18 protein-coding genes are annotated in these 26,823 nt (G+C 51.5%); 10 read left to right on the top strand and 8 right to left on the bottom strand.

Translation table 11 applies throughout. The annotated features are described in order from the left end of the window. Positions 1 to 102 precede the first annotated feature (102 nt). Entirely contained in the window at positions 103 to 1,761 is a 1,659-nt protein-coding gene (locus ACJJJA_RS13220) for an alanine/glycine:cation symporter family protein (RefSeq protein ID WP_252081822.1), read from the top strand. Between the two features lie 111 nt (positions 1,762 to 1,872). Here ACJJJA_RS13220 and ACJJJA_RS13215 read toward each other — a convergent pair whose 3' ends face one another. Both ACJJJA_RS13215 and ACJJJA_RS13210 read right to left on the bottom strand, forming a co-directional pair. Next, positions 1,873 to 3,996 carry a M4 family metallopeptidase gene (locus tag ACJJJA_RS13215; protein WP_444904917.1) on the bottom strand — a complete coding sequence of 708 codons (2,124 nt, stop codon included), beginning with the start codon at positions 3,994 to 3,996 and terminating at the stop codon, positions 1,873 to 1,875. A 434-nt stretch (positions 3,997 to 4,430) separates the two neighbouring features. After that, positions 4,431 to 5,765, bottom strand: coding sequence for a glutamine synthetase family protein (locus ACJJJA_RS13210; RefSeq protein ID WP_444904916.1), 1,335 nt, complete (start codon positions 5,763 to 5,765; stop codon positions 4,431 to 4,433). Positions 5,766 to 5,994: 229 nt separating this feature from the next. Between ACJJJA_RS13210 and ACJJJA_RS13205 the strand changes: the two genes are divergently transcribed. From ACJJJA_RS13205 to cysB, 4 genes are all read left to right on the top strand, one after another. Beyond that, positions 5,995 to 7,284, top strand: a complete 1,290-nt coding sequence (locus ACJJJA_RS13205; protein WP_444904915.1) for an NAD(P)/FAD-dependent oxidoreductase — start codon at positions 5,995 to 5,997, stop codon at positions 7,282 to 7,284. An 87-nt stretch (positions 7,285 to 7,371) separates the two neighbouring features. Further along, the gene (locus ACJJJA_RS13200; RefSeq protein ID WP_444904914.1) at positions 7,372 to 8,052 is read left to right on the top strand and encodes a TetR/AcrR family transcriptional regulator; all 681 of its coding nucleotides are present in this window, start codon (positions 7,372 to 7,374) and stop codon (positions 8,050 to 8,052) included. After that, positions 8,052 to 8,963: a 5'-nucleotidase gene (locus ACJJJA_RS13195; RefSeq protein WP_444886351.1), complete on the top strand. Its 912-nt coding sequence runs from the start codon at positions 8,052 to 8,054 to the stop codon at positions 8,961 to 8,963. Before ACJJJA_RS13200 ends, ACJJJA_RS13195 begins: the two co-directional genes overlap by 1 nt. 209 nt (positions 8,964 to 9,172) lie before the next feature. Next, positions 9,173 to 10,144, top strand: a complete 972-nt coding sequence (gene cysB, locus ACJJJA_RS13190; RefSeq protein ID WP_252081816.1) for an HTH-type transcriptional regulator CysB — start codon at positions 9,173 to 9,175, stop codon at positions 10,142 to 10,144. A 27-nt stretch (positions 10,145 to 10,171) separates the two neighbouring features. On the opposite strand, the gene ACJJJA_RS13185 is transcribed toward cysB, so the two are convergent. From ACJJJA_RS13185 to ppsR, 3 genes are all read right to left on the bottom strand, one after another. Next, the gene (locus ACJJJA_RS13185) at positions 10,172 to 10,468 is read right to left on the bottom strand and encodes a hypothetical protein (protein WP_444884701.1); all 297 of its coding nucleotides are present in this window, start codon (positions 10,466 to 10,468) and stop codon (positions 10,172 to 10,174) included. Positions 10,469 to 10,635: 167 nt separating this feature from the next. Next, on the bottom strand, positions 10,636 to 11,967 hold the full coding sequence (pabB, locus tag ACJJJA_RS13180; protein WP_444904913.1) for an aminodeoxychorismate synthase component I: 1,332 nt from the start codon (positions 11,965 to 11,967) through the stop codon (positions 10,636 to 10,638). An 84-nt stretch (positions 11,968 to 12,051) separates the two neighbouring features. Continuing rightward, positions 12,052 to 12,879, bottom strand: a complete 828-nt coding sequence (gene ppsR / locus ACJJJA_RS13175) for a phosphoenolpyruvate synthetase regulatory kinase/phosphorylase PpsR (protein ID WP_252081813.1) — start codon at positions 12,877 to 12,879, stop codon at positions 12,052 to 12,054. Between the two features lie 196 nt (positions 12,880 to 13,075). Here ppsR and ppsA point away from each other — a divergent pair, with 196 nt between their 5' ends. The 3 genes from ppsA to rraA all read left to right on the top strand — a co-directional run bounded on the left by ppsA (position 13,076) and on the right by rraA (position 17,059). Continuing rightward, positions 13,076 to 15,439 carry a phosphoenolpyruvate synthase gene (gene ppsA, locus ACJJJA_RS13170; RefSeq protein WP_444904912.1) on the top strand — a complete coding sequence of 788 codons (2,364 nt, stop codon included), beginning with the start codon at positions 13,076 to 13,078 and terminating at the stop codon, positions 15,437 to 15,439. 429 nt (positions 15,440 to 15,868) lie between these two features. Continuing rightward, positions 15,869 to 16,438 carry a L,D-transpeptidase gene (locus tag ACJJJA_RS13165; protein WP_252081811.1) on the top strand — a complete coding sequence of 190 codons (570 nt, stop codon included), beginning with the start codon at positions 15,869 to 15,871 and terminating at the stop codon, positions 16,436 to 16,438. A 141-nt stretch (positions 16,439 to 16,579) separates the two neighbouring features. Continuing rightward, positions 16,580 to 17,059 (top strand): ribonuclease E activity regulator RraA, encoded by a 480-nt coding sequence (gene rraA / locus ACJJJA_RS13160; protein WP_444886346.1) that lies wholly within the window; start codon positions 16,580 to 16,582, stop codon positions 17,057 to 17,059. Positions 17,060 to 17,155: 96 nt separating this feature from the next. Here the strand turns inward: rraA and ACJJJA_RS13155 are convergent, their stop codons facing one another. Then, complete coding sequence (locus ACJJJA_RS13155) at positions 17,156 to 18,592, bottom strand: di-heme oxidoredictase family protein (RefSeq protein WP_444904911.1); 1,437 nt, start codon at positions 18,590 to 18,592, stop codon at positions 17,156 to 17,158. A gap of 360 nt (positions 18,593 to 18,952) precedes the next feature. On the opposite strand from ACJJJA_RS13155, the gene ACJJJA_RS13150 reads away from it, so the two are divergent. Together ACJJJA_RS13150 and ACJJJA_RS13145 are read left to right on the top strand one after the other, a co-directional pair. Next, positions 18,953 to 21,187: an acyl-CoA dehydrogenase gene (locus tag ACJJJA_RS13150; RefSeq protein ID WP_444904910.1), complete on the top strand. Its 2,235-nt coding sequence runs from the start codon at positions 18,953 to 18,955 to the stop codon at positions 21,185 to 21,187. Between the two features lie 24 nt (positions 21,188 to 21,211). Beyond that, positions 21,212 to 23,416 carry an acetyl-CoA hydrolase/transferase C-terminal domain-containing protein gene (locus ACJJJA_RS13145; RefSeq protein ID WP_444904909.1) on the top strand — a complete coding sequence of 735 codons (2,205 nt, stop codon included), beginning with the start codon at positions 21,212 to 21,214 and terminating at the stop codon, positions 23,414 to 23,416. 7 nt (positions 23,417 to 23,423) lie between these two features. Here the strand turns inward: ACJJJA_RS13145 and pta are convergent, their stop codons facing one another. Beyond that, positions 23,424 to 25,589, bottom strand: coding sequence for a phosphate acetyltransferase (gene pta / locus ACJJJA_RS13140; RefSeq protein WP_444904908.1), 2,166 nt, complete (start codon positions 25,587 to 25,589; stop codon positions 23,424 to 23,426). Between the two features lie 2 nt (positions 25,590 to 25,591). Then, positions 25,592 to 26,800 carry an acetate kinase gene (locus tag ACJJJA_RS13135; RefSeq protein ID WP_444904907.1) on the bottom strand — a complete coding sequence of 403 codons (1,209 nt, stop codon included), beginning with the start codon at positions 26,798 to 26,800 and terminating at the stop codon, positions 25,592 to 25,594. Between the last annotated feature and the right edge of the window lie 23 nt (positions 26,801 to 26,823).

Below are 26,823 nucleotides of genomic sequence, written 5' to 3'. Positions count from 1 at the left end.
TTACTGTTCTAGTGCTTCGGAAGCTGCTAACCTGCGCAACAAATTACAGCTGTGGCTGTATATAAAACAATCAGAATTGGTTCAGAGAAGTGGGGGGTTAGTTTGGATTCCTTTAATCAGCTGCTACTGTCGTTGGACGGTATGCTCGGATCGGCACCTTGGTTCCCGTGGGTGCTGCTCGGGGTAGGTTTCTTTTTTACTATCTATCTTGGGTTTCCGCAATTTCGTTACTTTGGACATGCGATTAAGATTGTCCAGGGGAAATATGATAAACCCGGTGACCCAGGAGATACCTCTCACTTCCAAGCACTGGCTACCGCTCTTTCAGGAACTGTAGGTACCGGTAATATCGGTGGTGTTGGCTTGGCTATTTTCCTGGGCGGCCCGGCCGCTTTGTTTTGGATGTGGATGACTGCCTTCCTGGGGATGACAACCAAGTTTGTCGAAGTAACACTGTCACATAAATATCGTATTAAAGCGGCAGATGGCTACTACGCAGGTGGTCCTATGTTCTATATGGAGCGCCGTCTCAATATGAAGTGGCTGGCAGTGTTATTTGCCATCGCCACAGTAATTTGTTCCTTCGGTACCGGAAGCTTGCCCCAGGTGAATAATATTGCCCAGGCGATGCACGATTCTTTCGGTATTGAGAAAGCGCTCACTGGTGGTGTGCTTGCCATCCTGCTGGGGATGGTGATCATCGGTGGCATTACCCGAATTGCCAAGGTTACCTCCACTATCGTTCCGGCAATGGCACTGATCTATGTAATTGGTGCGTTGGGTGTGATTTTCTACAATATAGAAAATATCGTCCCTTCATTTGTGGCCGTTTTCCGTGATGCCTTCACTGGAAGTGCTGCTGTAGGTGGTTTCCTCGGAGCCAGTTTTGCCTATGCCTTTAACCGTGGTGTGAATCGTGGCCTCTTCTCCAACGAGGCGGGGCAGGGCTCTGCACCGATTGCTCACGCCGCCGCACGTGCCGATGAGCCTGTTTCCGAAGGCATGGTTTCACTACTGGAACCGTTTATCGACACCATCATTATCTGTACTCTGACTGGCTTGGTAATCTTATCTTCCGGTGTATGGACTGAAAAACACGAAAACCTGTTTGAGGGGGCTGACACATATGTTGTCGAAGGTCGCTACGAAGAGAGTGACCCCAAGCAGGTTAAACAGCTGTTTAATTACTTAAGTGGTCAACCCAGTGATGTGAAGCCCTATAACGGATCAGTGGTTGTCACTGATGGGCAGCCTCTAAACCTGCAGGATTTCACCCTGATTCATGCACGCTCAATTGCAGAAGATCTGGATTTCCGTGTTGGTGAAGATCAGTTTAGCGGTGTGCTTAATGTTGTTGATGGTAAGTTTGCTAATGAGGATGTGGATATTTGGGGTAAATCCCTGGTTCATTCCGTTGCATTGACCAGTAAAGCTTTCCAGCGCGGTTTCTTCGGAGAATACGGTGGCTTGATTGTAACTCTGGGTATTCTCATGTTTGCTTTCTCGACCGCTATCGCTTGGTCCTACTATGGTGATCGCTCTATGATCTACCTGTTTGGTCCGAAGGCGGTAATGCCTTACCGAATTGTGTATGTGATAGCTTTCTTCTGGGCGGCGATTGAGGACACCACCGTTATTTGGAACCTGTCTGCGGTAGCTATCGTCATTATGACCTTACCGAACCTGTTTGGTATTACGATATTGGCGAAGGAGATGAAGTCAACGGTGAAGGATTATTGGAAGGACCCCAGCCATAAGTAACTTGGCTTGCAAGGGTTACTCCTAGAATAAAAAAGGCAGCCTAGTGGCTGCCTTTTTTATTGTCTGGCCCTGTTGGTATGGCAACGGGGCCAGATTGTTCAGCAGATAAGCTTATTCTGCTTGGGCGCTGAGTGCTACACCGGAGTATGTCTGGTAACCGCGAATACTAATGTACCAGGTACCTGCTTGTGGGTTGCTGATGTTGCAGTTTTCATCATTACCCCACTTATATGGACGACAATCCCAGGTGTTTCGAGTTGGTGCTGAGCCAAAGCGAACATAGAGGTCACCGTCCCCACTGCCACCAGACATTACCGCTTTCAGGGATGACATACCGCTGTCCACATCCAGGGTAAAGTGCTGCCAGGCATTAGCGGAGCCAGACAGATTGGTTTTTTCCCAGCCGCCGGGGTTGCCACCGCCACCGTCGGTGAAGCTACCTACCAGACTGACACCGGAGAAGGAACTATAACCACGCACCATCACATAGTAGGTGCCTGCTTGTATGTTGGAGATCTCACAGGTTTCATTGTTGCCGGTAGTGTAGGGACGGCAGTCGTATGTGCTGGTGGTTGGTGCTGAGCCAAAGCGTACATAGAGGTCCGCATCACCGGTGCCACCAGACATATTAAAGCTTAGGCCGGTAGCGCCAGCAGGAACATCTAATGTGTAATGGAGTTCATCGCCAGAGCCACCACCAAGATTGTCAACGGAAACTCCATTTTCAAGCTCTCCAGGAGGAGGTGGTGGAGTGTTATCACAGGTAACTCCTACGGTACTGAAGGCAGTTGTAACATCCGCTTTACTGTACCCTAGGTCTACAGCAGCTTGCTCAACACCGCAGGCAGCCTCATCGTAGTCAGAGTTTGAGCCCCAGTACATCTGATTAGCGAGGACAAAAATATCAAATGCCTTGCGAGTATCCCAGCCGTTGGTATTGGCGATCAGATAGAAAGCTCGATTGTAGACACCGGAGCTATAGTGTACGTCCATACCGCTGTAATAATCGTCGGCATGGCCAATGGAGCGTCCATCCTGTGTCGGGTCTTCAAAATAACGCAAGGCGCCATTGGCTTTGAAAATCTGGGCTCCAACCAGCCAGTCGTTACTGCCAGTCATAAAGTATTCAGCGGCTTCACCAGAGATATCGGAGAAGGCTTCATTAATTCCCCCTGGTTGTTGACTGTAAACTAGGCCAGAGTTCTGCTCGGTAAAGCCGTGGCTGACTTCGTGAGCCGTAACATCCAGGCTGACTAGGGGGTGGAAGGTGTTTTGCCCATCGCCAAAGGTCATCTGGCTGCCATCCCAGAAAGCATTTTCGTAGTTATTACCGTAATGCACGCGAAGGCGCAGCTTTTGAGTCAGCGGTGAAGTGTTGTACCAGTCACTGAACATCGCGAAGACCACGCCACCAAAATAGTGCGCGTCATTTAGCGGTGAATAAGCACCATTGATTTCTTTGTGATCATTGTAGGGGCAGTTGAATTGATGGACGCTACCGCCACTGGTTCCATGATTCAGGTTCACAGTTTCAACGTTGGTAGTATCCATACGGCAGTTGGCATCAACCTGCATGGAGGGGAAATCGGTACCATATTCATAGCGGCCCGTTTTTACATTGCCGCCAGGACCTTGTGCATCTTGGAAGGTGAGGCCATCCCAATGCTTAATCACTTCACCGGTCATGGCATCAATAAAGTAGAAGGGGCGCTTGGGGTCGTCTCCATACTCGACCCAGTTCACCAGGTAGGCCAGGCGAGCCTCATCTTGTTCATTGATGTAAACATAGAGTTCTTTTTTCTGGTTTTTGGCCTCCAGTTTAAGCACTGGCAGTGATAAAGCACCCGACATCACTCCCTGTTGTGCGCGTAGTGAAACCTGATGGTTCATGGCGCGATCAAGGGCATTGCCCGCGTCAATTGCCGCACGCACGGTGGGTACTTCAAGTTCGAGTCCGGTAAGGATATTACCGTGCATCTCGGTAATGAGTCCCTGTCCAGAACTGGTTACGGTCTGTCCCCACACGGGTATGCCTTTGTGGGTTTGTTGGTAGCGGGCGACGGTTTTGCCATTTCCCAGAGTACGCTCACGAATTTTTACCAATGCCATGTCAGATCCGGCAACGGTATTTAATGTCTGTGGCGAGAGCATATCCGGAGTGGCTGGAACACGGTCGGCAGCCTGCGCACTAATAGCCATAGCTAAAGTGCAGGTAAGTCCTATCAAATGCTTCATTGCTAGCTTTCCCTTATTTAACTTTTTTATTAGCGACCGAGCATCAGCAGCTGGAAAACAATCCAGTAAGGAATTACTGATTGCTTCAGCAACTTGATGCAAACGGTCTTTATGGTTGGTAAGACAGCAGAAGAAGGCCGGGCATCTGGGGTGGGGCCAAAAATTGGCAATGACGTCCGCTTTCTCAAACCGGTTGCCCAAATATTCCGGGCAACCTGAGATTACCTTGCATGTGCTTAGTGGCAACAAAAAGGTGATGACAAACTCATATATTTGAATTGTTTTCGATATTTTTGCTTATTTAGTCACAAATCAGCAAATAATATCCTGCCGAGGAATCCAAATTGATGCGCCTAAATAAACCCGATAAAAGGGTGGTGCGCCAGCCGAGAATAAAATTTCAGAAAAGTCTCAAAAATATTTTTTGGGATTATCTATACGTTGAGAAGTAGATATTCCCGCTCCCAAGAACTGATAACTCGGTTAAATTCCTCGTATTCATCGCGCTTTATTGCGCTCCATGCTTTCACGAATTTTTTGCCAAACATTTCGGCGGCGGCTTCGCATTCCGTTAAAAGATTGAGGGCGTGCTCTTGAGTACGGGGTAAGGTAATGGTCTCTTTGGAGCAGTCGCCCTGATACGGTGCGCTAGGTGCTACCTTATTGATCATACCGAGATAACCGCAAGCGAGAGAAGCAGCAATGGCGAGATAAGGGTTGCAGTCGGCACCAGGAAAACGATTTTCCAATCTTTTTCCTTGAGGTGAACTGTCGGGAACTCTAAGGCCGGTAGTGCGATTGTCATAGCCCCAATGCAGGCTTGTCGGGGCGGCCATTTCGGGAGTGAAGCGTCGATAAGAATTGACATTTGGGGCTAGAAAACTAATGAATCCTGGAGTGTACTCCTGCATACCGCCAATAAAATTCATGAAGCTATCGTTTTCATTTCCATGGTCGTCTACAAATATGTTCTTCTCTGTTTTTAAGTCAACAACACTTTGGTGAAGATGTAATGCACTGCCGGGTTCGTCCTCCATGGGTTTGGCCATAAAGGTGGCATAAATTCCGTGGCGCAGAGCAGTTTCTCTGACGGTGCGTTTAAAGGTGAAAACTTGGTCGGCGAGTTGAAGTGGGTCTCCATGAAGGAAATTGATTTCCATTTGCGCGGTTCCTGATTCGTGAATCAAGGTATCTACATCGAGCCCCTGCGCCTCACAGAAATTATACATATCCTCAATAATGGGTTCGTATTCGTTGGCAGCGTCGATGCTATAAGACTGTCTGGTTTTTTCCGTGCGGCCAGATCTGCCAACGGGTGCTGAGAGCTTTTCATCTGGATCAAGATTGCGCTTTATGAGGTAAAATTCTACTTCCGGAGCAACGATTGGTTTCCAGCCTTTCTCTCTATATTTTTCCAAAACGAATTTGAGGATGTTCCGCGTACTAATCGGATGTGGTTGACCATCCCGGGTATAACAATCGTGAATAATTTGAGCAGTGGGATCATTGGCCCAGGGGTTAAGTCGAACGGAATCGGGATCTGGCTCCAGCAACATATCCGTATCTGCTGGGTCCACGAGTTCATTGTGCTCATCGACATAGTCGCCGGTAACGGTTTGCACAAGGATACTTTCTGGAAGTCGGCTGTCCTGGGTAAGGAATTTATCTGTAGGCGTAAATTTGCCTCTGGCATTACCCGACATATCCGGCACCAGGCACTCCACCTCGGCAATATCGTGTTCGGCGAGCCAGCTTGTAATCTTGTCCATTTTTTAGAGTTACCCAGTATGTTTCCATCTACATGTCGTACCAGTATATGCCTGACCCTTACATAGGCGGTAGCCGCCAGTGCAGGCAAAAATAATGACTTGCCGGATATGTTTTGAGATTTATGAGAAGCCTGGCACGGCAGGTAAAAGGGAATTACCATTTTGCTATTCTCGGGGCCGAACTATTTCAGAGCTTCCCGCATACTCAACGCCTTGAAGGGCTGCATTGATGAAAACCACCTCTGGTTATACAGATTCTTACTACTCAGCAAGTGCCAATCCGCTTACCTCTTATCCCCAGCTGGATGGTGTCCGGGAGGTGGATGTTTGTGTGATTGGGGCCGGCTATACCGGGCTCTCCACAGCGTTGCATTTAGCGGAACGGGGCTACAAAGTGTCTGTCTTGGAAGCGCAGCGTGTGGCATGGGGCGCATCTGGTCGCAATGGTGGACATGTGGGGGTTGGGCAACGGCGCTGCCAAAGTGACTTGGAAGAAATGTTCGGTGTGGAGATTGCCAAGCGGTTTTGGCAATTTAGCCTTGAGGCGGTGCGGCTGGTAGAGCAGTTGATTGATAAGCATCAAATTAATTGCGACCTGAAGCGAGGGATAATGCATCTCGCAGCTAAACCCAGCCATGACAACTACCTGCGCAAGGAAGCCGAGCTTCTTCAGGAGCGTTATGGTTACTCGGGTGTGCGCTATGCCGATGAGCAGGAGGTGGGTGGCCTTGTGGGAACAAGGCGTTATTTAGGCGCGCAAATTGACAGTGGCTCCATGCACCTTCACCCATTGAACTATGGGCTTGGGTTAGCGGCAGCTTGTGTCAGAGCTGGGGTCGAGCTCTATGAGCACAGCAGAGTGACTAGCTATCGGGGAGGGAATTCCTGTACCGTCGAAACAGCCAAGGGGCAGATAAAGGCGGCTAAGGTTATATTGGCCTGCAATGGCTATCTCGGAAACTTGGAGCCGCGGCTGGCTGGCAAAATTATGCCAATCAATAATTTTGTTCTGGCCACTGAACCTCTGTCTGAGCCTGCTGCTCAAAAATTGATCGCCAATGATTATGCAGTGCAGGACACACTGTTTGTTATCAACTACTGGAAGTTATCGGGAGATAACCGCCTGATTTTTGGTGGTGGTGAGAATTATACGGCCAGCTTTCCTGCAGATATACGCAAGTTTGTACGGAAAAAAATGCTGCAGGTGTATCCGCAGCTAAAGCAGACCCGAATTGATTATGGCTGGGGCGGCACTCTGGCGATCACTATGAATCGCATGCCGCATATGGGGCGCCTGGAGCCCAATATCTATTACAGTCAAGGTTACTCGGGCCACGGGGTGCCTACTGCAACCTTTGCGGGAAAACTGCTCGCTGAAGCAATTACTGGCACTGAGGAGCGCTTTGACATCATGACGAAGATCCCAACAGAGACTTTTCCTGGTGGAACCCTTTTGCGTTGGCCGGGCCTGGTGTTGGGAATGCTTTACCACAGTTTGCTTGATAGGTTTGGGCATTGAAAGAGGTGAGGTGGCTGAACTGTTGCTGGTGAAATTGTCGACTCCTTTGGTGTTAAGATGCTGTGAGTTGCCATTAGGAAACCGATCTTGTCCAGTACCGAACAGCATAAGCGCAAAAGCCAATTAACCCCTCGACGCGAGCCGGTCCAAGCCCGTGCACGGGCTCGAGCCCGGCAGATACTCGATGTCACCGGGAGGCTCCTGGAAGAGGTCGGGCTCGATGATCTCACTACTATCCTAATTGCGCGGAAGCTCGATATTTCAGTGGGCTCCCTCTACCATTATTTCCCCAATAAACATGCGATTCTCTATGCTATGGGCGAGCAGTGGCTCGCTAGTATCAATGCGGCCATGGCTGAGCTGGCAGAGCTCGATCTCGAGCATATGACACTTGGGAGTTTTATTGATGAGTTTGTTGGGCGCCTTCTAGCTGTGTACCGTGAGCAGCGCGGACTGCTGCCACTGGCCCAAGCTATGTGGGGAATTCCCGAGTTGCACGAGCTGGATAAGAGCCATGACGAGCTGGTGATCGGGCACCTGGTGGATATGTTCCATCGCTTGGGCTTTACCTGCCCGCCCAATGAAATGAATCGCTTGGGTCGGCTCACACTGGAAAGCTGCCATGCGCTATTGCTGGTGATGGTTAACCAAGCAGAGGTGCGTGCTTACCGTACCCGTGAAGATTTACAGCAAATGCTTTTCACTCTGTTGAACCTCAGAGGAAGCGATAATAGTCCCGAGGGGCTCAGTGATGTGGAGGCGCCCTGATGGCCATGCGTCCGGACAAACTGGTAATCGCGATTTCTTCTCGGGCACTGTTCGACTTGAATGATAGCCATAAGGTTTTCGAGGAGCTGGGCCTGCAAGCTTTCTCGCGCTATCAAGTAGAGCGGGAGAACGATGTTTTGCAGAAAGGAGATGCCTTCCACCTGGTAGAGAAATTTTTAAAAATCAACGAGCAGCTTGAGGGGGAGCCCAGGGTCGAGGTCATCCTGCTTTCCCGTAACAGTGCTGATACAGGACTTCGGGTGTTTAACTCAATTGAGCACTATGGTCTGGATATTACCCGGGCTGCCTTTTGCAATGGTGAAAGCCCCTATCGCTATATCGGTCCATTTGGCTGTAATTTGTTTCTCTCGACTGATGGCTTGGATGTTCGTCGCGCCCTGGATCAGGGGGTTGCTGCGGCAACTTTGGTGGCTGGGGGTAACCGCGAGCAGCGCGACGATGTTTTGCGCTTTGCCTTTGATGGTGATGCGGTAATCTTTTCTGACGAGGCCGAGCAGATTTTCAAGCGGGATGGACTGGATGCCTTTACCCGTGCAGAGCGTGCCTCTGCACAGATGCCGCTGGGTGGAGGGCCTTTCAAGGGATTTCTTGAGGCTCTGCAAACATTACAAGCGGAATTTGGTTTAGAGAGTTGTCCAATACGCACCGCCCTGGTGACGGCAAGGTCTGCGCCAGCCCATGAGCGGGTAATCCGTACGTTGCGTGCCTGGGACATCCGGGTAGATGAATCGGTATTTTTGGGGGGGCTTCCAAAGGGGGAGTTTCTGCGGGCATTTGGTGCTGATGTGTTCTTTGATGACCAGCCGGCGCACTGTGCCTCCGCAGCCGAGCATGTGGCTACAGGTCATGTGCCGCACGGTATTGCCAATATCGCAAATAGTGATGCCTGAGTATTTGAGCCCTTTCGGGGCCAATTAATACTGGAAAGTCGATTGACACCCGCCGCTCTTCACCGGATATTCATCTCTCCGTTGGCCCCGGCTTCGATTGGCTGCTATTCTTTTCTCGCATAACTCAAGATGTTTTTTATAACTAACAATTTATATGTCAGAGTTGCACTCGTCCTGGGGCGGGGTGATTGATATTAAAGGGAGGACTTATGAAGCTGCAGCAGTTGCGATATATCTGGGAAGTGGCGCATCACGATCTCAACGTTTCTGCTACTGCGCAGAGCCTCTATACCTCCCAGCCGGGCATCAGCAAGCAGATTCGCCTACTGGAAGATGAGCTGGGGGTGGAAATCTTTGCCCGCAGCGGCAAGCACCTCACCAGGGTGACGCCAGCGGGGGAGGCGATCCTCAAGACCGCTGGCGAAATTATGCGCAAAGTGGAAAATATCAAGCAGGTTGCCCAGGAGTTCAGCAATGACAAGAAGGGCAGCTTGGCGGTTGCCACTACCCATACCCAGGCGCGGTATGCGCTGCCCCCGGTTATCAAGCTGTTTATTTCCCGTTACCCTGATGTATCGCTGCATATGCACCAGGGAACCCCCATGCAAATCTCGGAAATGGCAGCCGATGGTACTGCGGATTTCGCCATTGCTACCGAGGCACTAGAGCTTTTCAGTGATTTGGTGATGATGCCGGTTTATCGCTGGAACCGTTGTATATTGGTGCCTAAAGATCATCCTCTCTGCCATGTCAGCAAGCTGAATCTTGAAGAGGTTGCAAAGTATCCGATCGTCACTTACGTGTTTGGCTTTACCGGCCGCTCAAAATTGGATGAGGCATTCCTGGAGAAAGGGCTTTCGCCTAAGGTCGTGTTTACCGCTGCGGATGCGGATGTTATTAAAACCTATGTGCGCCTGGGTCTCGGTATTGGCATAGTGGCGGATATGGCGGTGGATGGTGAGGATGAAGATTTAGTTGCCCTGGATGCCAGTGATTTGTTCGAGTCCAGTATTACCAAGATCGGCTTTCGCAAGGGAATATTCCTGCGAGGCTTTATGTATGATTTCATCCAACAGTTTGCTCCGCATCTCACCCGGGAATTGGTGGATCAAGCTGCGCATGCTACTTCCAGAGCTGAGGTAGATGCACTATTTGCCGATACAGAGCTACCGGTTTATTAGTATGGCGGTGTAGCTGGCTGGCAGAGGCTAAGAGGCCTCTGCCTGTTGGATCAGGGGTTGTAAAACTTCCTTGGCAAATTTGAAGTAGACGGTATAGATCTCTGCTTCTTGCCCTTCACGCTCGACCACAAAGAATGGCGCTCGATCCACATTAAATTGCTGTGCAATTTGCATCCCGGCACTTTGCGGGTCGCGCACGTCAGCTACCAAGGTTTGATCGATAAATTTGAGTTGCTCGTTCACTTCCAGTTTTTCCTGCACATCCCGGCATTTGGCGCAGGGTGAGCCATCGGCGAGTACTTTTTTGACTAGTGTGATCTTCACAATAAATTCCTTGATCCAGTTAAGCGCTGAAATTGGCACTACTGGCATTGAATCTATCAGATGGCCTAATAACTTTGAAATATCAATCCTAGATAGTTCTATAACCAAAATGCTGTAGTAAGACTACAGAAAGCCCAGTAGGCAGCGATTTTTGACGGGCTGGGTGATCAATTCAGGAATTGCTCTGCGGTTTCAAGAAGTAAGCGCACTTTGGCCAGGCACTCCTTGTACTCTGCAGTCGGGTCAGAGTCGGCGACTATACCTCCACCGGCAGCACAGGTAATGCGCCCATTGCTGGCGCTAAAGGTACGAATGGCGATGTTGGTATCGGCGCGGCCGCAGCTACTGATATAGCCGATGCTACCGCAATAGATGCCCCTGGGACTGCCTTCCAGCTCGCGAATGACCTCCATAGAGCGGCGTTTGGGCGCACCGGTGATGGAGCCACCGGGAAAGCAGGCCGCTAACAGGTCGCTGTAAGCTGAGTCCTCATGCATTTCTCCTGTCACTACGCTGACCAAGTGGTGAACATTGGCAAAGCTAGCCAGCTGGAATAGCTCCGGCACCCTCACGCTGCCACTGCGGCACAACTTGCTGAAATCGTTGCGCAGCAAATCCACGATCATTAGGTTTTCTGCGCGATCTTTAGGGCTTCTCTGCAGGGTAAATGCCGCACGCTGGTCCTCTACCGGATCAGCTACTCTGGCGGCGGTGCCCTTGATGGGCTCGGTGCGCAAGCTACTGCCATCGGCACGAATAAAGCGCTCTGGCGATAGGCTCAGCAAACTGCCCTGGGGCATTTCCATAAATGCTGAAAATGGCCCTGCCACGCGTCGACGCAATGCCAGGTAGGCACCAAAGAGATCGCCCTCGTAGGGAGCGCTGAAGCGTTGGGTAAAGTTTGCCTGGTAGACATCTCCCGCTGCGATATATTCGAGGATTCGCGCAATGCGCTCCTCATAGTCAGCAACACTGAGTTCGTGGGCAAATGGTGCTAAAAGGCGAAACCCTTCGGGATCTTGCTCTCGCTCCCAGTGCACCGATTTAAAACGATCGATTAGCTCTTGTACCTGTCGGGCTGGGCAGGCAGGGTGAAAAACCAGATGGCTGGAGCCCAGCTGGTGATCCGCAATAAAAGCCCAGCTATAGAGTCCAAAAAAGCCTGCCGGTAGGTCCGTAGGTCGGGTATCCGCCGGCAAAAAGTTACCGCTGGTGCCCAATTCATAACCGGCAAAGCCGATGATTCCACCGCAAAATGGCAGTTGTGAGTCCCGCTCCTGTGGGCACAGCTCACGACTTAGGTCATCTACCCGAGTGAAAGGCTCGCTGCTATCTGCTGCCAGTTCCAGCGCGTTAAGAGGGTCGGCACTGATAATATCGTAGCGACCTCCGCTGCTGAGAGGTCGGCCGCTATCGAGCCATACCGGCACAGGTAGATCCGCAATTGCCTGGAAGGCCGCTGCAGAATTGAGTGAATAGGGCAGGGAGACTATTTGCATATCAAAACACGGCAGTCTGGAAGACGGCGCACACTACACACTTTGTCGCGGCGTGAAAAGGGCGCCTGGCTTTTTGGTCATCCCTTAGTCAATTCTTCGCTCGATGCCGGCCTGGGACATCAGGCGCGTAGCGAGCTCCTCCACGGATAGCTGGGTGGCATTGAGGAAGGGCACTTGCGCCCGCCTTAGCATCTGTTCGACTTGGCGCACCTCAAATTCGCACTGCCCTATAGAAGCGTAGCGGCTATTGGCGCGCCTTTCCTGTCGAATCTGCATCAAGCGTTTGGGATCTATGGTGAGGCCGAAGAGTTTGCGCTGGAAGGGGCGCAGAATCTTGGGCAGGGTGGTGGAGTCCATATCCTCTTCGGTGATGGGGTAGTTGGCCGCGCGCAGTCCAAATTGCAAGGCCAAATATAGGCAGGTGGGGGTTTTTCCGGAGCGGGAGACGCCGAGCAATATGACATCCGCTTGCTCAAATTCACTGATGCGGCGCCCGTCGTCGTTATCGATAGCAAAGTGCACCGCATCAATGCGTTCGCTATAGCGGCGATTATCGGCAATGCCGTGGGAGACATTAACGGTCTGTGCAGGATCGCGCCCAAATAAATTGGCCAGAGGTGTCAGGTAATTTTCGAAGATATCCAGCATTAAAGCGGGGCTTTGGTGCAATTGATCGCGAATCTGGTCAGAAACGATGCTGGTAATAATGATGGGCTGCAGACCGGATTCCTGGGCAGCGCTCTCTATACGCTGGAGAGCCTGCTGGACCTTTTCGGTAGAGTCAATATAAGGCAGAGTCACCTGTTCGACATGCTGGTCTTGAAACTGTGCCAATAGGCTGTGGCCAATGCCCTCTACAGTGAGGCCGGTTCCGTCGGAAATAAAAAAAGCGGTGCGTTTGTCTTTTGCCATGCTGCGTCTCTGTCTGTTGGCGGGACTTTTTAGTGGCCGCTAGTATAGGGGTGGTGGGCTTAAAGGTCTTATCTTCTGAGAGCTAAGCAAGCTTGTAGAAAATTTACAACATATTGGCCGTTTTTCCTGGGCTATTTTTTACAAGACTCATCCTTATAATCAGCGCCCAACAAACCTGATTTCAGAGGGCCTTCACTTGACGAATTTCACCATCGACTTTGCAAAACTGGGAATGGATGATGTCGACAAAGTCGGCGGTAAGAACGCATCACTCGGCGAGATGATTTCATCTCTGGCCGGCGCTGGTGTGAGTGTACCGGGCGGCTTTGCGACCACAGCGGAGGCTTTTCGGGCTTTCCTAGCCCATGAACAGTTAGAGCAGCGTATCGCCGAGCGGCTGAAAGGGCTCGATGTCGGTGATGTTACTGAGTTAGCCAAAGCCGGCGATGAAATTCGCAATTGGATCATACAGACCCCATTTCCTGCACAGCTGGAAAAAGAGATCCGCGATGGTTATGAAGCTTTGGGTGGTGGTGAAACAGCTGTTGCTGTGCGTTCCTCCGCGACTGCTGAAGATTTACCGGATGCTTCTTTCGCAGGCCAGCAGGAGACCTTCCTGAATATCCGCGGTATTGATGCGGTTCTGATTGCGGTTAAAGAAGTATTTGCCTCTCTTTATAACGACCGCGCCATCGCCTACCGCGTACATACAGGTTACGCGGATGTAGGTGTAGCTCTGTCGGCTGGTATTCAGCACATGGTGCGCAGTGAGACTGGCGCTGCCGGTGTAATGTTTACCTTGGATACTGAGAGTGGATTCCGTGATGTGATCTTTATCACAGCGGCCTTTGGTCTGGGTGAGACTGTTGTACAGGGTGCTGTGAATCCTGACGAGTTCTATCTCTACAAGCCGGCTTTGGATGCCGGGCGCCCAGCTATCCTGCGTCGCAATCGCGGTAGTAAAGCCATCAAAATGGTTTACGACGAAAGTGGCGATTGCGGGCGCTCAGTAAAAACCGTTGAGGTTGCAGAAGAAGATCGTCAGCGTTTTGCTCTCAATGATGAAGAGCTGACCAGCCTGGCAATTCAGGCCCGTAAAATTGAGGAGCACTACGGTCGTCCGATGGATATCGAGTGGGCCAAAGACGGTGATACCGGCAAGCTATTTATCGTACAAGCGCGCCCGGAGACCGTACGCTCCCGCGATCAGGGTACCAGCATTGAGCGTTACAGCCTGCAGGAACGCGGTGAAGTACTGTGTGAGGGGCGCGCGATTGGTCAGCGTATCGGTGCCGGCCGCGTTCGCAAGCTGAAGTCCGTCGAAGATATGGCGGCTATGCAGGACGGTGAGGTCCTGGTGACCGATATGACCGACCCGGATTGGGAACCGGTGTTGAAAAAGGCGAGCGCAATTGTTACCAACCGCGGCGGCCGTACTTGTCACGCGGCGATTATTGCCCGTGAATTGGGGATTCCCGCAGTGGTTGGCTGTGGAAACGCCACCGAGTTATTGGAAGACGGTACTCCCGTCACCGTCTCTTGTGCCGAAGGCGATACCGGCTTCGTAATGTCCGGCGAGTTGGACTTCCAGCGTGAAGAAACTGAAGTTTCCGAAATGCCGGATCTGCCTTTCAAAATCATGCTCAATGTGGGCAATCCAGATCGCGCTTTTGCCTTTAGCCACCTGCCAAATCAGGGGGTTGGCCTGGCGCGCTTGGAATTTATCCTGAATCGCATGATTGGGATTCACCCGAAAGCTCTGCTTGAGCTGGATAGCCTCCCGGATGACCTGCAACAGAATATCCGTGAGCGCATCGGCGGCTACGCCTCCCCGGAAGACTTTATTGTTGAGAAACTGGTAGAAGGTATCGCTACCCTGGCCGCGGCCTTTGCACCTAATCGTGTAATCGTGCGTTTATCAGACTTTAAGTCCAACGAATACGCACACCTGGTTGGTGGCCAATTGTACGAACCCAGCGAAGAGAACCCGATGCTTGGCTTCCGTGGTGCGGCTCGCTATCGCTCTGAAGATTTCCGTCAGTGTTTCGCCCTGGAATGTCGTGCACTGAAGAAAGTACGTGACGAGATGGGGCTGACCAATGTGGAGATCATGGTACCCTTCGTGCGAACTCCGGAAGAGGCAGAAGAGGTTGTCGGTCTGCTCGCTGAGAACGGTCTGCGCCGCGGAGAGGCTGGTCTCAAGGTCATTATGATGTGCGAACTGCCGTCCAATGCCCTGCTGGCAGAAGAGTTCCTGCAGCATTTTGATGGCTTCTCAATCGGCTCTAATGACCTCACCCAGCTTACCCTGGGTCTGGATAGGGATTCCGGCCTGGTGGCCGACCTGTTCGACGAGCGTAACCCGGCAGTGAAGGCTCTGCTGTCCCGCGCCATCCAGGCCTGCAAAAAAGCCGGTAAATATGTAGGCATCTGCGGTCAGGGACCTTCTGACCACAAAGACTTCGCCCGCTGGTTGATGGATGAGGGAATCGACAGTGTTTCCCTGAACCCGGATACCGCTGTAGATACCTGGCTATTCCTAGCTAACGAAGAAGCCTAATATCCTTTCAAAGCGGCCCTTTAGGGCCGCTTTTCCTATCTAAGCGCCTCTCCTGCGACTTTGGTTTTTTTCCCCGAATCCATTGCGTGTTTGCCCCAAAATTAGACTTCTGTTGCGGCTTCTCTCGATAACTTCGGAATTTATCCTGCTATTTCTGTGTGAGATTTACAGATCACACGCTACCGAAAAAATTCAAAACTCTATGGCTTGCCTTCAGAGATAAGAATTCATTCTAAGGCTTATCACCAGCCTCAATAAAATCGGAAGAGTCCTGAGGCAGAGTGTAGATAGAAAACAGAGCGCAATTTGCTTTGGTGCTGATTCACCTGCAGGGGTAAATCCTCCGGTGTAGAAGTTTGAGTGGTATCGGTTGGGCTGTTTTCCTTTCCGCCCACTTTGGCAGAGCAGAGAAAGTTGTTGAGGTGAGCTATGCATACGAGCAGACAGTTACAGATCCCAATATTGCATATTTTTCTGATGTTGTGTCTCTTGGCACTAATCGCCGTTCCCCCTGCAATGGCAAAGCCCCGCGGTGGTAACTGGTTTGATGATCGCGCTGCGGCTAGGGGAGGAGGCGCCTCAATCAGGATTGACTTGAGTGAACAGCGCGCTTACCTCTACAAAGGCGGCAAGTTGGTCGGGGTATCCAGAATTTCCTCCGGTAAGCGGGGTTATAGTACGCGGCCAGGACACTTCCGTGTATTGTCCAAGCACCCGCATCATCGCTCTTCGATCTACGGTAGTTATGTAGATAGGCGCACAGGACGGGTGGTGAGGTCCAATGTAAATACCCGTAAACATCGTCGCCCCGCCGGTACTGTGTATCGTGGTGCAAAAATGAATAACTATATTCGCTTCAATGGCGGGATCGGTCTGCATGCTTCTGGCCATGTGCCCAGACACCCTGCCTCTCATGGTTGTGTGCGTATGCCTCCGCACATGGCTAGAAAGTTTTATCGCCATGTACGTGTAGGTACTCCGGTGCGTGTTACGCACTAAAACATGAAAACGATTTTGTAGCAGCGAAGCCTTGGCCGGGTATTATCTATAGGGATGATACCCGGTATTTATTTGTCAGCCTGCCACCAGAGTGACGCTATCGCTATCATCATTTTTTACGGAATGATTGCGAGAGGACTTATGCCAATTTCTACCCCCGATTTGTGTGATGACCACGGTGATGCAGTGCAAGTGGTTGAGCCGATGTTTGTTAATTACGGAGGCCGTGAGAGCTTTGGCGGTCAAATCGTAACTATTAAGTGTTTTGAGGATAACTCGCTGGTGCGGGAGTTAGTGGCGGAACCGGGACAAGGAAAAGTTCTGGTAGTCGATGCGGGTGGTTCAATGCGTCGCGCTTGTCTTGGCGATATGCTCGCCGATAAAGCGGTAGCCAATGGCTGGGAAGGCATAGTGATGTATGGCTGCATCCGCGATGTTGACCAGATTGGGGCGCTAGATTTAGGCGTTCAGGCCCTGGGTACACACCCAATGAAAACGGAGAAAAAAGGTATTGGTGAGCGGGATCTGGCAGTGACTTTTGGAGGGGTGACTTTTCGACCTGGAGAATATCTGTATGGGGATAACAACGGAATCATTGTTGCGCAAGAAGCACTAGTGTGAACCCCACTTTTCAATTACACAGCTTTCACAAAAGCTTGCAGATAAAAATGCCCGCTGGCAACTTTGTTGCCGCGGGCATCGTTCATGAAGAGCTGCCTATCGATTGTGTAAATCTGAAACTGGATCCTTGGGCATGCGCAGAGACATCAGAAAATAAAGGATCTTATTCTTGTCTTCGTCACTCAGATTTTGGAAGTTTTCTGCGGCGTAGCCTGCATCACTTCCAGGATTATCGTGTAACAAGATGGCTTCTACCAAGGTGAGTGCGCGCCCATCGTGCATATAGGGCGCTGTGTCAGCAACTCCCCAAAGACGTGCGGTGATAAATTCCCTGTTTTGCACCTCATCCTGAAAAAAGGCGGTTTCAGCTAAGGCTATGCCCATGTCATAGCGCTTGAGATCAGAGAACATTTCGACCTCAATTCCCGCTCCAAAAATGGATTTAAAAACTGTGGGGGGCTTGCTTAGATCCACGTGATAGAAAGTATCTTCAAATGGTGCCTCTGGGGAGCCCGTTAGCTTAAAGGGCAAGGTCCTCCGCTCAGTGGTCATTACGGGACGATGGCAGTCGGCACAGCCAACCTCGTGGAACAATTTACGACCCCGGTTATTTTTGCCGGATTCTATTTGGAAGGGGCGGTCCAGGGTGGCAATGAAAATACTGATCGCGGATAGGTCACCGACAGAAATTTCGTTGGTCACGCCGTCATTGTCTTCGTCGGCTTCTGCCCCGCCAAACTTTTCTGTTGCCTGCATCCCCATGTGGAAAGAAAGGGCGTTCAAGGAGAATTCGCGGGCTGAGGCATTATCGCCTTTCCTGCCAAACGGGCGTACCACAAGGTCTGCATCGACGCCTTCCACATTGCTGGTGTCCAGGTTGCCATCTTCATCGACAAAAATACTGCCAAAATTAACGGATTTAGTATCCAGACTGACAACAGTTCCAGGGTTGTCTAAGGCGTATTGTCTGAGGCGCTGAAGGTCAGCGGTCATTTCTCTGGCGACTAGTTCAATCCCTCCAGAGCCAAATAAGAATAGGGGGTTGATTAGGCGGCCATCGTATTCCGCAGTCCCATCGAAGCTTTCGTCAATGACATCGATATTTACCGGACGCAGCATTGCGCTGGTACTAAAACCGCCACCGCCGCCAATACCCATGGTGGCCGGCACAGTTCTATTGCTGACGATACTGTGACATTCCAGGCAGTTCTGGGAGTCGAGTCCATTGACTCGCAGGAAGGTACCATTGCCCTGTAATGTCGGTCGGTTACCGCCATCCGCGGAGTGGTTATCAGGCTGGGATTCATCGTGTGCACCATCCCCGTAGCCATCGTAGCGATTAAAGGGGGTGCTGAAAATGAGCATCCCGGCCTGGCGAATTTCATCCAGGCTCAGTTCACCTTCAACAATTTGTCCCTGGGTAATTCTGTCTTCCGGGGCCAGCCGGGGGCCTTCTCCCACCAGATTGGCGAAGAGCAGGCTGGGGGTTAAAAGTCCGACACCGGCAAGCGAGTTCACAAGAGTCTGCTTCATACGAGCATCCTAATTCAATGCTTTCTATCAACTGATCCAGAGCTTCATTTGCGGCGTCCATTCCATCTCTCTAAATATAGGTAGTATTTCCCAGGGATATCGCGACAACTGGCGCTTCATACATCTTATTGATGTATAAATTTCAGGTTCTCTTGGGCGTCTAGTTACCAGGGGGCTCTCCCCGCACAAAATGTTGTGTCAGGAGTACTGAGTGACTGCTTGTGAGTTTTCAATTTGGGAAGGGATCTTACTGAAACTCTTCAACCGCATTCGTTGCCTATCATTATTTTTTGAAATAGCACCATGGCTAGTGGTAATTGGCGGGGTAGTGCACCGCTAGGGATACTGCGGAAGGTAAAAATGAGCGAGTTGCGCAAGAAATTCTTTACCAAACCCCTATTGAACATCATAAAGAGGATTTTACCGCCAATATCTCAAACGGAACGGGAGGCAATGGAGGCCGGAGAAGTTTGGTGGGATGCTCAGCTACTCTCCGGAAAACCGGACTGGAAGCAACTACTCGATATGGGACCGCCGGAGCTGAATGAGGAGGAACAGGCTTTTCTCGATGGGCCTGCCGAAGAGCTCTGTAAAATGATCAATGATTGGCAGATCAGTTTTGTCGATCACGATATCCCAGAGCATGTTTGGGAGTTTCTGCGCAAAAATCGTTTCTTCGGCATCATCATTCCCAAAAAATATGGTGGTCTCGGCTTTTCCCCTACTGCGCATGCAGAAATAGTCACCAAAATTTCTACGCGGAGTAACACCGTCGGCGTCACTGTGATGGTGCCCAACTCCCTTGGGCCGGGAGAATTGCTGCTCGCTCATGGCACCCAGGAGCAAAAAGACTATTATTTGCCCCGGCTTGCCGATGGCACGGATATTCCTTGTTTTGGCCTCACCAGCCCCCAGGCGGGCTCTGATGCGGCATCCATGATTGACCGCGGAGAGGTTTGTTACGGTGATCATCAGGGGGAAAAGGTCTTGGGGATGCGTGTCAACTGGCACAAGCGGTATATCACCCTGGGGCCTATTGCCACGGTCTTGGGGCTCGCCTTTAAGTTGTACGACCCGGAGCATATTCTCGGCGATAAAGAGGAGCTGGGAATTACCGTGGCACTGGTTCCTACTGATACAGAAGGCGTGACTATTGGTCAACGCCATCTCCCGGCGATGCAGGCCTTCCAAAATGGTCCCAACTGGGGAAAAGATGTCTTTATCCCTATGGAGTGGATTATTGGAGGTCAGGAGAATGTCGGCAAAGGCTGGGAAATGTTGATGAGCGCCTTGGCTGCTGGTCGTGGCATCTCGCTTCCATCGCTCTCTACGGGCGGTGCCAAAATGGCGGCGAGGACCACTGGTGCCTATGCGCGTATCCGCGAGCAATTCAATATTCCTGTAGGGCGTTTTGAAGGGGTGCAAAGTCGGCTGGCGGAGATCGCCGCTATCGCTTTCGTGCTAGATAGCGCCCATAAGACAACCACCAGGGCATTGGATGATGGACTTAAGCCGGCGGTAATCACCGCAATTATGAAAGCCAGTGCAACAGGGGGGCTGCGCCAGGCTATTGATGACGCCATGGATATTCATGCTGGTAAAGCCATCATGGATGGCCCACTAAATTACCTGGGTAATGCCTATCGTGCGGTACCCGTGGCGATAACGGTAGAAGGGGCCAATTTATTGACCCGCAGCTTAATGATCTTTGGCCAGGGCGCTATTCGCTGCCACCCCTACATTCTTGATGAAATGCTCGCTGCTGAAAATCCCGATGAAGAGGAGGGGCTGGAGCAACTGGATCATTTACTCCCCAAGCATATGTGGTTCCAGTTCAAGACACTATTACGAGGAGTATTTCACGGTTGGACCGTGGGGCTCTTTGCCAGCAGCCCTCGCAATGTTGGAGGCGCGGCCAAGTATTTTCGTCAGATCAATCGCTACTCAGCTGTGCTGACACTGGTGACAGAGGTCTCGCTGATCACCTTGGGCGGTGAGTTAAAAAGAAAAGAGCTGATATCCTCCCGGCTCGGCGATGTGCTCAGCCAGCTTTATCTGTTGAGCTGTACTCTCAAGCGTTTCTATGATGATGGCAATCCCAAAGATGATTTACCGCTGCTGGAATTCGCCATGCGTGATGGTTTGCATAAAATCGAAGTTCAGTTGCTGGAAGTTTTTCAGAATTTCCCGCGCCCATTTTTTGGGCAGTTGATGCATTTTCTGACTATGCCCTGGGGGCATAGTATCCATACTGCTTCAGATCGACAGGCGCGAGCATGTGCCGAGTTGCTGTTGAGTCCCTCCAAAACCCGAGACCGTTTGACCAGTGGTGTTTTCCTTGGCAATCCTGGCGATGGAGTTGAAATTGTCGAGCAAGCCTTCAACAAGGTATGTGCCTCTGAGCGTGCACGAGAGAAGTTAAAAAAGGGGGGGATTCGCACCCTAAGTCGCGAGTCGGTGGAAGAGGGGTTGCAACGTAATCTCATTAGTGATGAAGAAGCGGATGCTCTTCGTGACGCAGCTGATGCAGTGGATAAGGCTATCCAGGTCGACCACTTTGATCATTTGGCCAGGGTGGTGGGAAAAATCCAATAGCCTTGTGAGAAAAGCCTGATTTCCATGGAAGTTTCTCCTGATAATGTTCCCCAGCGGTTTACCGGCGCCGAGGAGTGTATCGATGCTCTGTTACGCAGGGTCGGTAAGAAGATTGTGCTGGGGTTACCCCTTGGATTGGGAAAAGCCAATCACTTTGCCAATGCCCTCTACGCGCGTGCCGCTGCAGATCCTTCTATTTCTCTGACCATTTATACCGCCCTGACCCTTGAGCGACCCAGGGGGGACAGTGATATCACGCGCCGTTTTGTACAGCCTTTACTGGATCGCCTTTACAGTCACTATCAGGATCTTGGTTATGTGACGGCAAGGAGGCAAGGGCAGCTTCCCAATAATATTGAGGTGATAGAGTTTTTTATGGAGCCCGGTGCTTTGCTGGGTAATCGCTATGCTCAGCAACATTATGTCAGCACTAATTATACCGAGGTGCCCGAAGATCTCTTGCGCAATGGGATCAATGTGATCGCGCAAATGGTGTCCCCCTCACCGGCGGGTGGCAAATACAGTTTGAGCTGTAATCCGGATCTGACCCTGCCACTTTTAAAGCTGGCCTCCGATCGCAAAGGGCAATCGCTTTTTTTACTGGGAGAGGTAAATCATCAATTACCTTATATGCCGGGCAGTAGTGAGCTTGCGGAAGGCGCTTTCGATTTTTTGTTAGAAGGTAACCAGTTCAATACCCCATTGTTTGCCGCTCCTGCAATGCCGGTGAGTTTTACCGAATACGCTATCGGTTTTCATATTGCCAGCCTGATCGCTGATGGTGGTACTTTACAAGTGGGTATCGGGGCGCTCGGCGATGCGGTGTGTCATGCCTTGCGCTTGCGTCACAAAGAGAATCCGCTCTTCACTCGCCTGCTGGATGAATTATCCGATTCGGAGTCATCCGCATACCGAAAAAACCTCCCCCTACAAAAGGCGCCCTTTCAACAGGGGCTATATGGTGCCAGTGAAATGGTTCCCCATGGCTTTTTACTTCTGCGTAAGGCGGGGGTTTTAATCCGTGAAGTGTTTTCTGATGCGGCACTACAGGAGTTGCTGGACTCGGATGCGATCACCCATACAGTGAACGAAGAGACTCTGCTCGCTCTGAAAAAGAGAGGGCGTATCCACTGTCCGTTAACCCCTGATGACACCGCGTTTTTGCAGCGTTTTGGTATTGTGGATCCAAGTTACAGCTGGCGCGGCCACAAGTTGTTAACACCTGATGGCGAAGAGGAGGAGTGTGACCTGCACAGTGAGCACGGCCGTCGACGATTGATAGGCAGTTGTTTGAACAACAAACTTAAAGGCGGTATCTGGTTGCACGGTGGTTTTTACCTTGGCCCTGAGGTGATGTATCGAGAGTTACGGGATCTAGCCCCCATTGAGCGGGCCGGTATCGATATGACTTCTATCGATTTCACCAACGATCTGCGCGGCCAACAAATGCTGAAGCAAGTCCAGCGCAAACACGCACGTTTTGTAAATTCAGCCATGATGGTGACATTGGGCGGAGCCGTTATTTCTGATGCTTTAATGGATAATCAGGTAGTTAGTGGTGTTGGAGGGCAATACAATTTTGTTGCCCAGGCCTTTGCACTGCCTGGGGCCCGCTCCATTATTGCCCTGCCGAGCACACGCGTTCGCGACGGAATTTGTGAAAGTAATATTGTCTGGGAATACCCCCACACCACTATACCTCGGCACTTGCGTGATATTGTGGTAACTGAATACGGCGCGGTGGACCTGCGGGGTAAAACAGATCGGGACGTGATGGTTTCCATGCTCAGTATTTGCGATACACGATTTCAGGCAGTGTTGCTGGAACAGGCCAAATATGCAGGCAAAATCGAAAAGGACTTCACTATTCCGGCAGCGTTTAATCGAAATACCCCGGAGCATATTGCCGAGGTCTTTTCCGATGAAAAGTCCCTCGCCATGTTGCCTTACTATCCGCTGGGTACGGACTTTACCGATGAAGAGGGATGGCTGGCTGTCGCACTTCAACAGTTGAGAGCGGCTGACCGCAGCTGGTGGAAAATGCTGATAACGGTGATCAAGGGGCGCAGAGTGTGGCGGGACAGGTCTGATAAATTCTCGTTTATCCATCGCTGTCTGGAGCGGATGGGTTGTGACCATTCGGATACCTATGAGCACCGCCTGGAGGCCTATGTTATTGCCGCCGCGCTGCATGAATATATTGACCTTCGCCGTCCCCTCTGTGGATAGAGGTCAGTTATTTTTTAGTTATATGTGATTGATGTTGCTGGGCCTGAATAGCGGTAAGTGCAATGGTGTAGACAATATCGTCCACCAGGGCACCGCGGGAAAGATCATTCACCGGTTTGCGCAGCCCCTGCAACATAGGCCCAATACTGACTAAGTCCGCACTGCGTTGTACTGCTTTATATGTGGTGTTGCCGGTGTTTAAATCAGGGAAAATAAATACGGTGGCGCGGCCTGCGACTGGGCTCTGTGGCGCTTTCTGCTCAGCCACATTTTTTATCAGCGCCGCATCGTATTGCAGTGGTCCATCAATAATCAGCTTGGGCCTTCTCTGCTTGGCGATTTGTGTGGCTTCACGCACTTTATCTACGTCTAAGCCGGTTCCTGAGGTGCCGGTGGAGTAACTGATCATTGCTACTCGGGGTTCTATCCCAAAAGCCGCTGCGGAGTCTGCCGACTGGATGGCGATCGCAGCCAATTGGTTGGCGTTGGGGTCTGGGTTGATGGCGCAGTCTCCGTATACCAGTACCTGCTCGGGTAGAAGCATAAAGAAAATTGAGGAGACAAGCTCTTCACCTGGAGCGCTCTTGATCAATTGCAGGGCGGGGCGGATGGTATTGGCGGTAGTGTGAATAGCGCCTGAAACCAGGCCGTCCACTTGGTCTAGGGCCAGCATCATAGTGCCCAAAACGACATTGTCTTGCAGCTGTTCTTTCGCGACCACCTGAGTGAGGCCTTTATTTTTACGAAGAGCTACCATGGGCTCTACATACTCTTCCCTGACATCTTCGGGCTTGATGATTTCTACTTTTTTACTGAGCCTGAGGCCCTGTTGTTCGGCGATTCGCTGGATAGATCCCGGTCTCCCCAGCAGTATCGGTTGTGCAATTCCCCGTTCTGCACAGGCCAAAGCTGCGCGTATAGTGCGGGGTTCTTCCCCCTCTGGAAGCACAATGCGTTTTAGTACCCGGCGGGCCATTTCTGTTAGGTGGTAGCGAAATGCTGGGGGTGACATCCGCCGCGGTCGCTGGGAAACCTGGCTTAGGGATTGCACCCAGTTTCTATCCAAGTGGCTGGCAAAAAAATCCTGTACCCGGTTTACTCGCTCGCGGTCATCTGCGGGGGTGCGCAGGTTAAAGGTTTGTAACTCCATCACGGTATGCCAGGTGTTGGAGCTAACTAACATTACCGGCAGTCCAGTCTCCATGGCCGGTGTGCAAAGTTTGTGTACCCCGCGATCCAGTCGGTAGCCCCCGGTCAGCAGCAAGCAGCCAATTTTTACACCGTTCATTGCTGCCAGGCTGGCTCCTACCATAACATCGGGCCTGTCAGCTGAAGTGACCAGTAGGGCACCTGAATTAAAGCGATGCAGCATATTGGCTAGGGATCGCGAGCAGAAGGTTACGCTGCGCAAACGGCGGCTCTCTAGTTCTCCGCGATTGATCAGTTGTGCATTGAAATGCCGGGCCAGATCCAGCGCCCGGGGGGCCAGCAGCTGCGCATTCCAGGGGATGGCGCCAACGATGCGTAGAGGAATTTTACGATACAGATCCTTTCGGTTGACAGCTTTGGTACAGGGCTCCTGTTGAGCGCCTACCGAGATAAAGTGGCCGCCAGGTGGGTCGGTTATGCGGGGAGGGGCATCCAGCTTATTGATAATGCAGCCTACCACCGGGTTGGATGGGCCCTCACCAAACGGTTGCATCGCATACTGCAGACGCTCTGTAAGCTGGCGAATATCACCTGTGTGCAGGCTGGCAACCAACACCACTTCCGCATCCAGGGTTTTTGCCATCTGGCAGTTCAATTGGTCAGAAAATTGATTCTGCCTTCCGGGTAAAAGTCCCTCCACGACTATTACATCCGCAGTTTGAACGCTGCTGCGGTAGCGGGCCAAAATTTTCTCCAGTAGCTCTGTGGTACCACCTGCGGAGATCATAGTTTCAGCTTCTTGTGCGCTGATTGAACGAGGAATGTCTAGCTTGGTAGTCTGCCGCAATATCTCTGTGGTTCTCTCGATGGCGCCGTCGCGGGAAGGCGCTTCGCTGACAGGTTTGAAAAACTGGGTTTCTACGCGGTTGCGTTCAAGTGCCCGTATTAAGCCCAGGCTTACCGATGTAATACCCACACCCACATCCAGTGGAATCAGCATTAGGGCGCGCGCGTTGTGGGGCATGTTTATAGTGCCCTGTTCGCTAAGCGGATGGTATCTCGAGCAATAACCCAATCTTCACGGGTGGGTATCACAAGGATATCCGGTGTTCCGTCTTTCGATATCTGCCCTTCAGAACCGAAGCGAATGTCTTCATTGCGCTTATTGTCCAGCTGGTAGCCGAGCTGGCTGAGCCAACTTATCGTTTCTCGCCGCACCCAAGATGAGTTTTCGCCAATACCCCCGGTGAATACCAGCGAATCAACGCGCTTTAGTGGCACTGTGTAGGCTGCGATATATTTGGCCAGCCGATAACAAAATAGCTTCAATGCCAAGCTAGCACCGGCATGGCCTTTGCCCATAGCTTCTTCTAGTTCACGACAGTCATTGCTTAGCTCGGATATCCCCAGCAGGCCGCTGTTGCGATTCAGTAACTGTTCGAGTTCCGCTAGGGAATAGTCCAGTGCCTCCCCCAAATGAAGTAATAAACCAGGGTCTAGGTCCCCGCAGCGACTGCCCATTACCAGCCCTTCAAGAGGAGTCAGCCCCATACTGGTATCCACGCTCTTTCCGTTTTTAATGGCGCACAGGGAAGCGCCATTGCCGAGGTGAGCGGAGATCACATTGATTTTGTCTGTGGGCGTTTTCAATATTTCGGCGCTGCGCTCACCGATATAGCGATGACTGCTGCCATGCATACCGTAGCGGCGCAATTGGTGATCCCGATACAAACGGTAGGGCAGTGCATAGAGGTAGGCGTAATCCGGCAAACTCTGGTGGAAGGCGGTATCGAAGACCGCCACCTGCGGCAACTCTGGGAAGGCGAGCAGTGAGGCCTGTATACCTTGTAGGGCTGCAGGGTTGTGTAGTGGCGCCAGTTCACAGCAGGCTCTGATAGCTGATACCACGCTGTCATTGATCAGCGCGGAATCTACGAACTGTTCGCCACCATGGACCACCCGATGCCCGATAGCCCGAAGCTGCTCGCGCAACGCTAACCAGGGGCCGTCGAATCGCTTTACCAACGCTCCGATAACACCTTCGTAGTCATCCCCAGGGGAGAGCTTCTGTGTTCCTTCTTTTTCATCGCGCTGCCAAGAGAGTGCTGCTGAGGATGATCCCAGGGCATCGGCTTGGCCTTTTAAGCGTTCCTCACCAGTTTCTGGGTTAATGATGGTGAACTTTAAAGAAGAGCTGCCGCAGTTGATGGTCAGTACAAGGCTTGGGCCAGACATAGGCGGTGCGCACCTTAGCGTGT

This window comes from Microbulbifer mixtoriginis (SeqCode), from assembly GCF_052466865.1.
The sequence above is the reverse complement of the archived record's forward strand: the minus strand, read 5'-3'. Positions and strand labels throughout refer to the sequence as shown.

Bases quoted from the DNA above. Each gene is read 5' to 3' on its own strand.
- ACJJJA_RS13215 (WP_444904917.1), bottom strand. From the start codon at position 3,996: ATGAAGCATTTGATAGGACTTACCTGCACTTTAGCTATGGCTATTAGT.
- ACJJJA_RS13210 (WP_444904916.1), bottom strand. From the start codon at position 5,765: ATGGACAAGATTACAAGCTGGCTCGCCGAACACGATATTGCCGAGGTG.
- ACJJJA_RS13205 (WP_444904915.1), top strand. From the start codon at position 5,995: ATGAAAACCACCTCTGGTTATACAGATTCTTACTACTCAGCAAGTGCC.
- ACJJJA_RS13195 (WP_444886351.1), top strand. From the start codon at position 8,052: ATGGCCATGCGTCCGGACAAACTGGTAATCGCGATTTCTTCTCGGGCA.
- cysB (WP_252081816.1), top strand. From the start codon at position 9,173: ATGAAGCTGCAGCAGTTGCGATATATCTGGGAAGTGGCGCATCACGAT.
- pabB (WP_444904913.1), bottom strand. From the start codon at position 11,967: ATGCAAATAGTCTCCCTGCCCTATTCACTCAATTCTGCAGCGGCCTTC.
- ppsR (WP_252081813.1), bottom strand. From the start codon at position 12,879: ATGGCAAAAGACAAACGCACCGCTTTTTTTATTTCCGACGGAACCGGC.
- ACJJJA_RS13165 (WP_252081811.1), top strand. From the start codon at position 15,869: ATGCATACGAGCAGACAGTTACAGATCCCAATATTGCATATTTTTCTG.
- rraA (WP_444886346.1), top strand. From the start codon at position 16,580: ATGCCAATTTCTACCCCCGATTTGTGTGATGACCACGGTGATGCAGTG.
- ACJJJA_RS13155 (WP_444904911.1), bottom strand. From the start codon at position 18,592: ATGAAGCAGACTCTTGTGAACTCGCTTGCCGGTGTCGGACTTTTAACC.
- ACJJJA_RS13150 (WP_444904910.1), top strand. From the start codon at position 18,953: ATGAGCGAGTTGCGCAAGAAATTCTTTACCAAACCCCTATTGAACATC.
- ACJJJA_RS13145 (WP_444904909.1), top strand. From the start codon at position 21,212: ATGGAAGTTTCTCCTGATAATGTTCCCCAGCGGTTTACCGGCGCCGAG.
- pta (WP_444904908.1), bottom strand. From the start codon at position 25,589: ATGCCCCACAACGCGCGCGCCCTAATGCTGATTCCACTGGATGTGGGT.
- ACJJJA_RS13135 (WP_444904907.1), bottom strand. From the start codon at position 26,800: ATGTCTGGCCCAAGCCTTGTACTGACCATCAACTGCGGCAGCTCTTCT.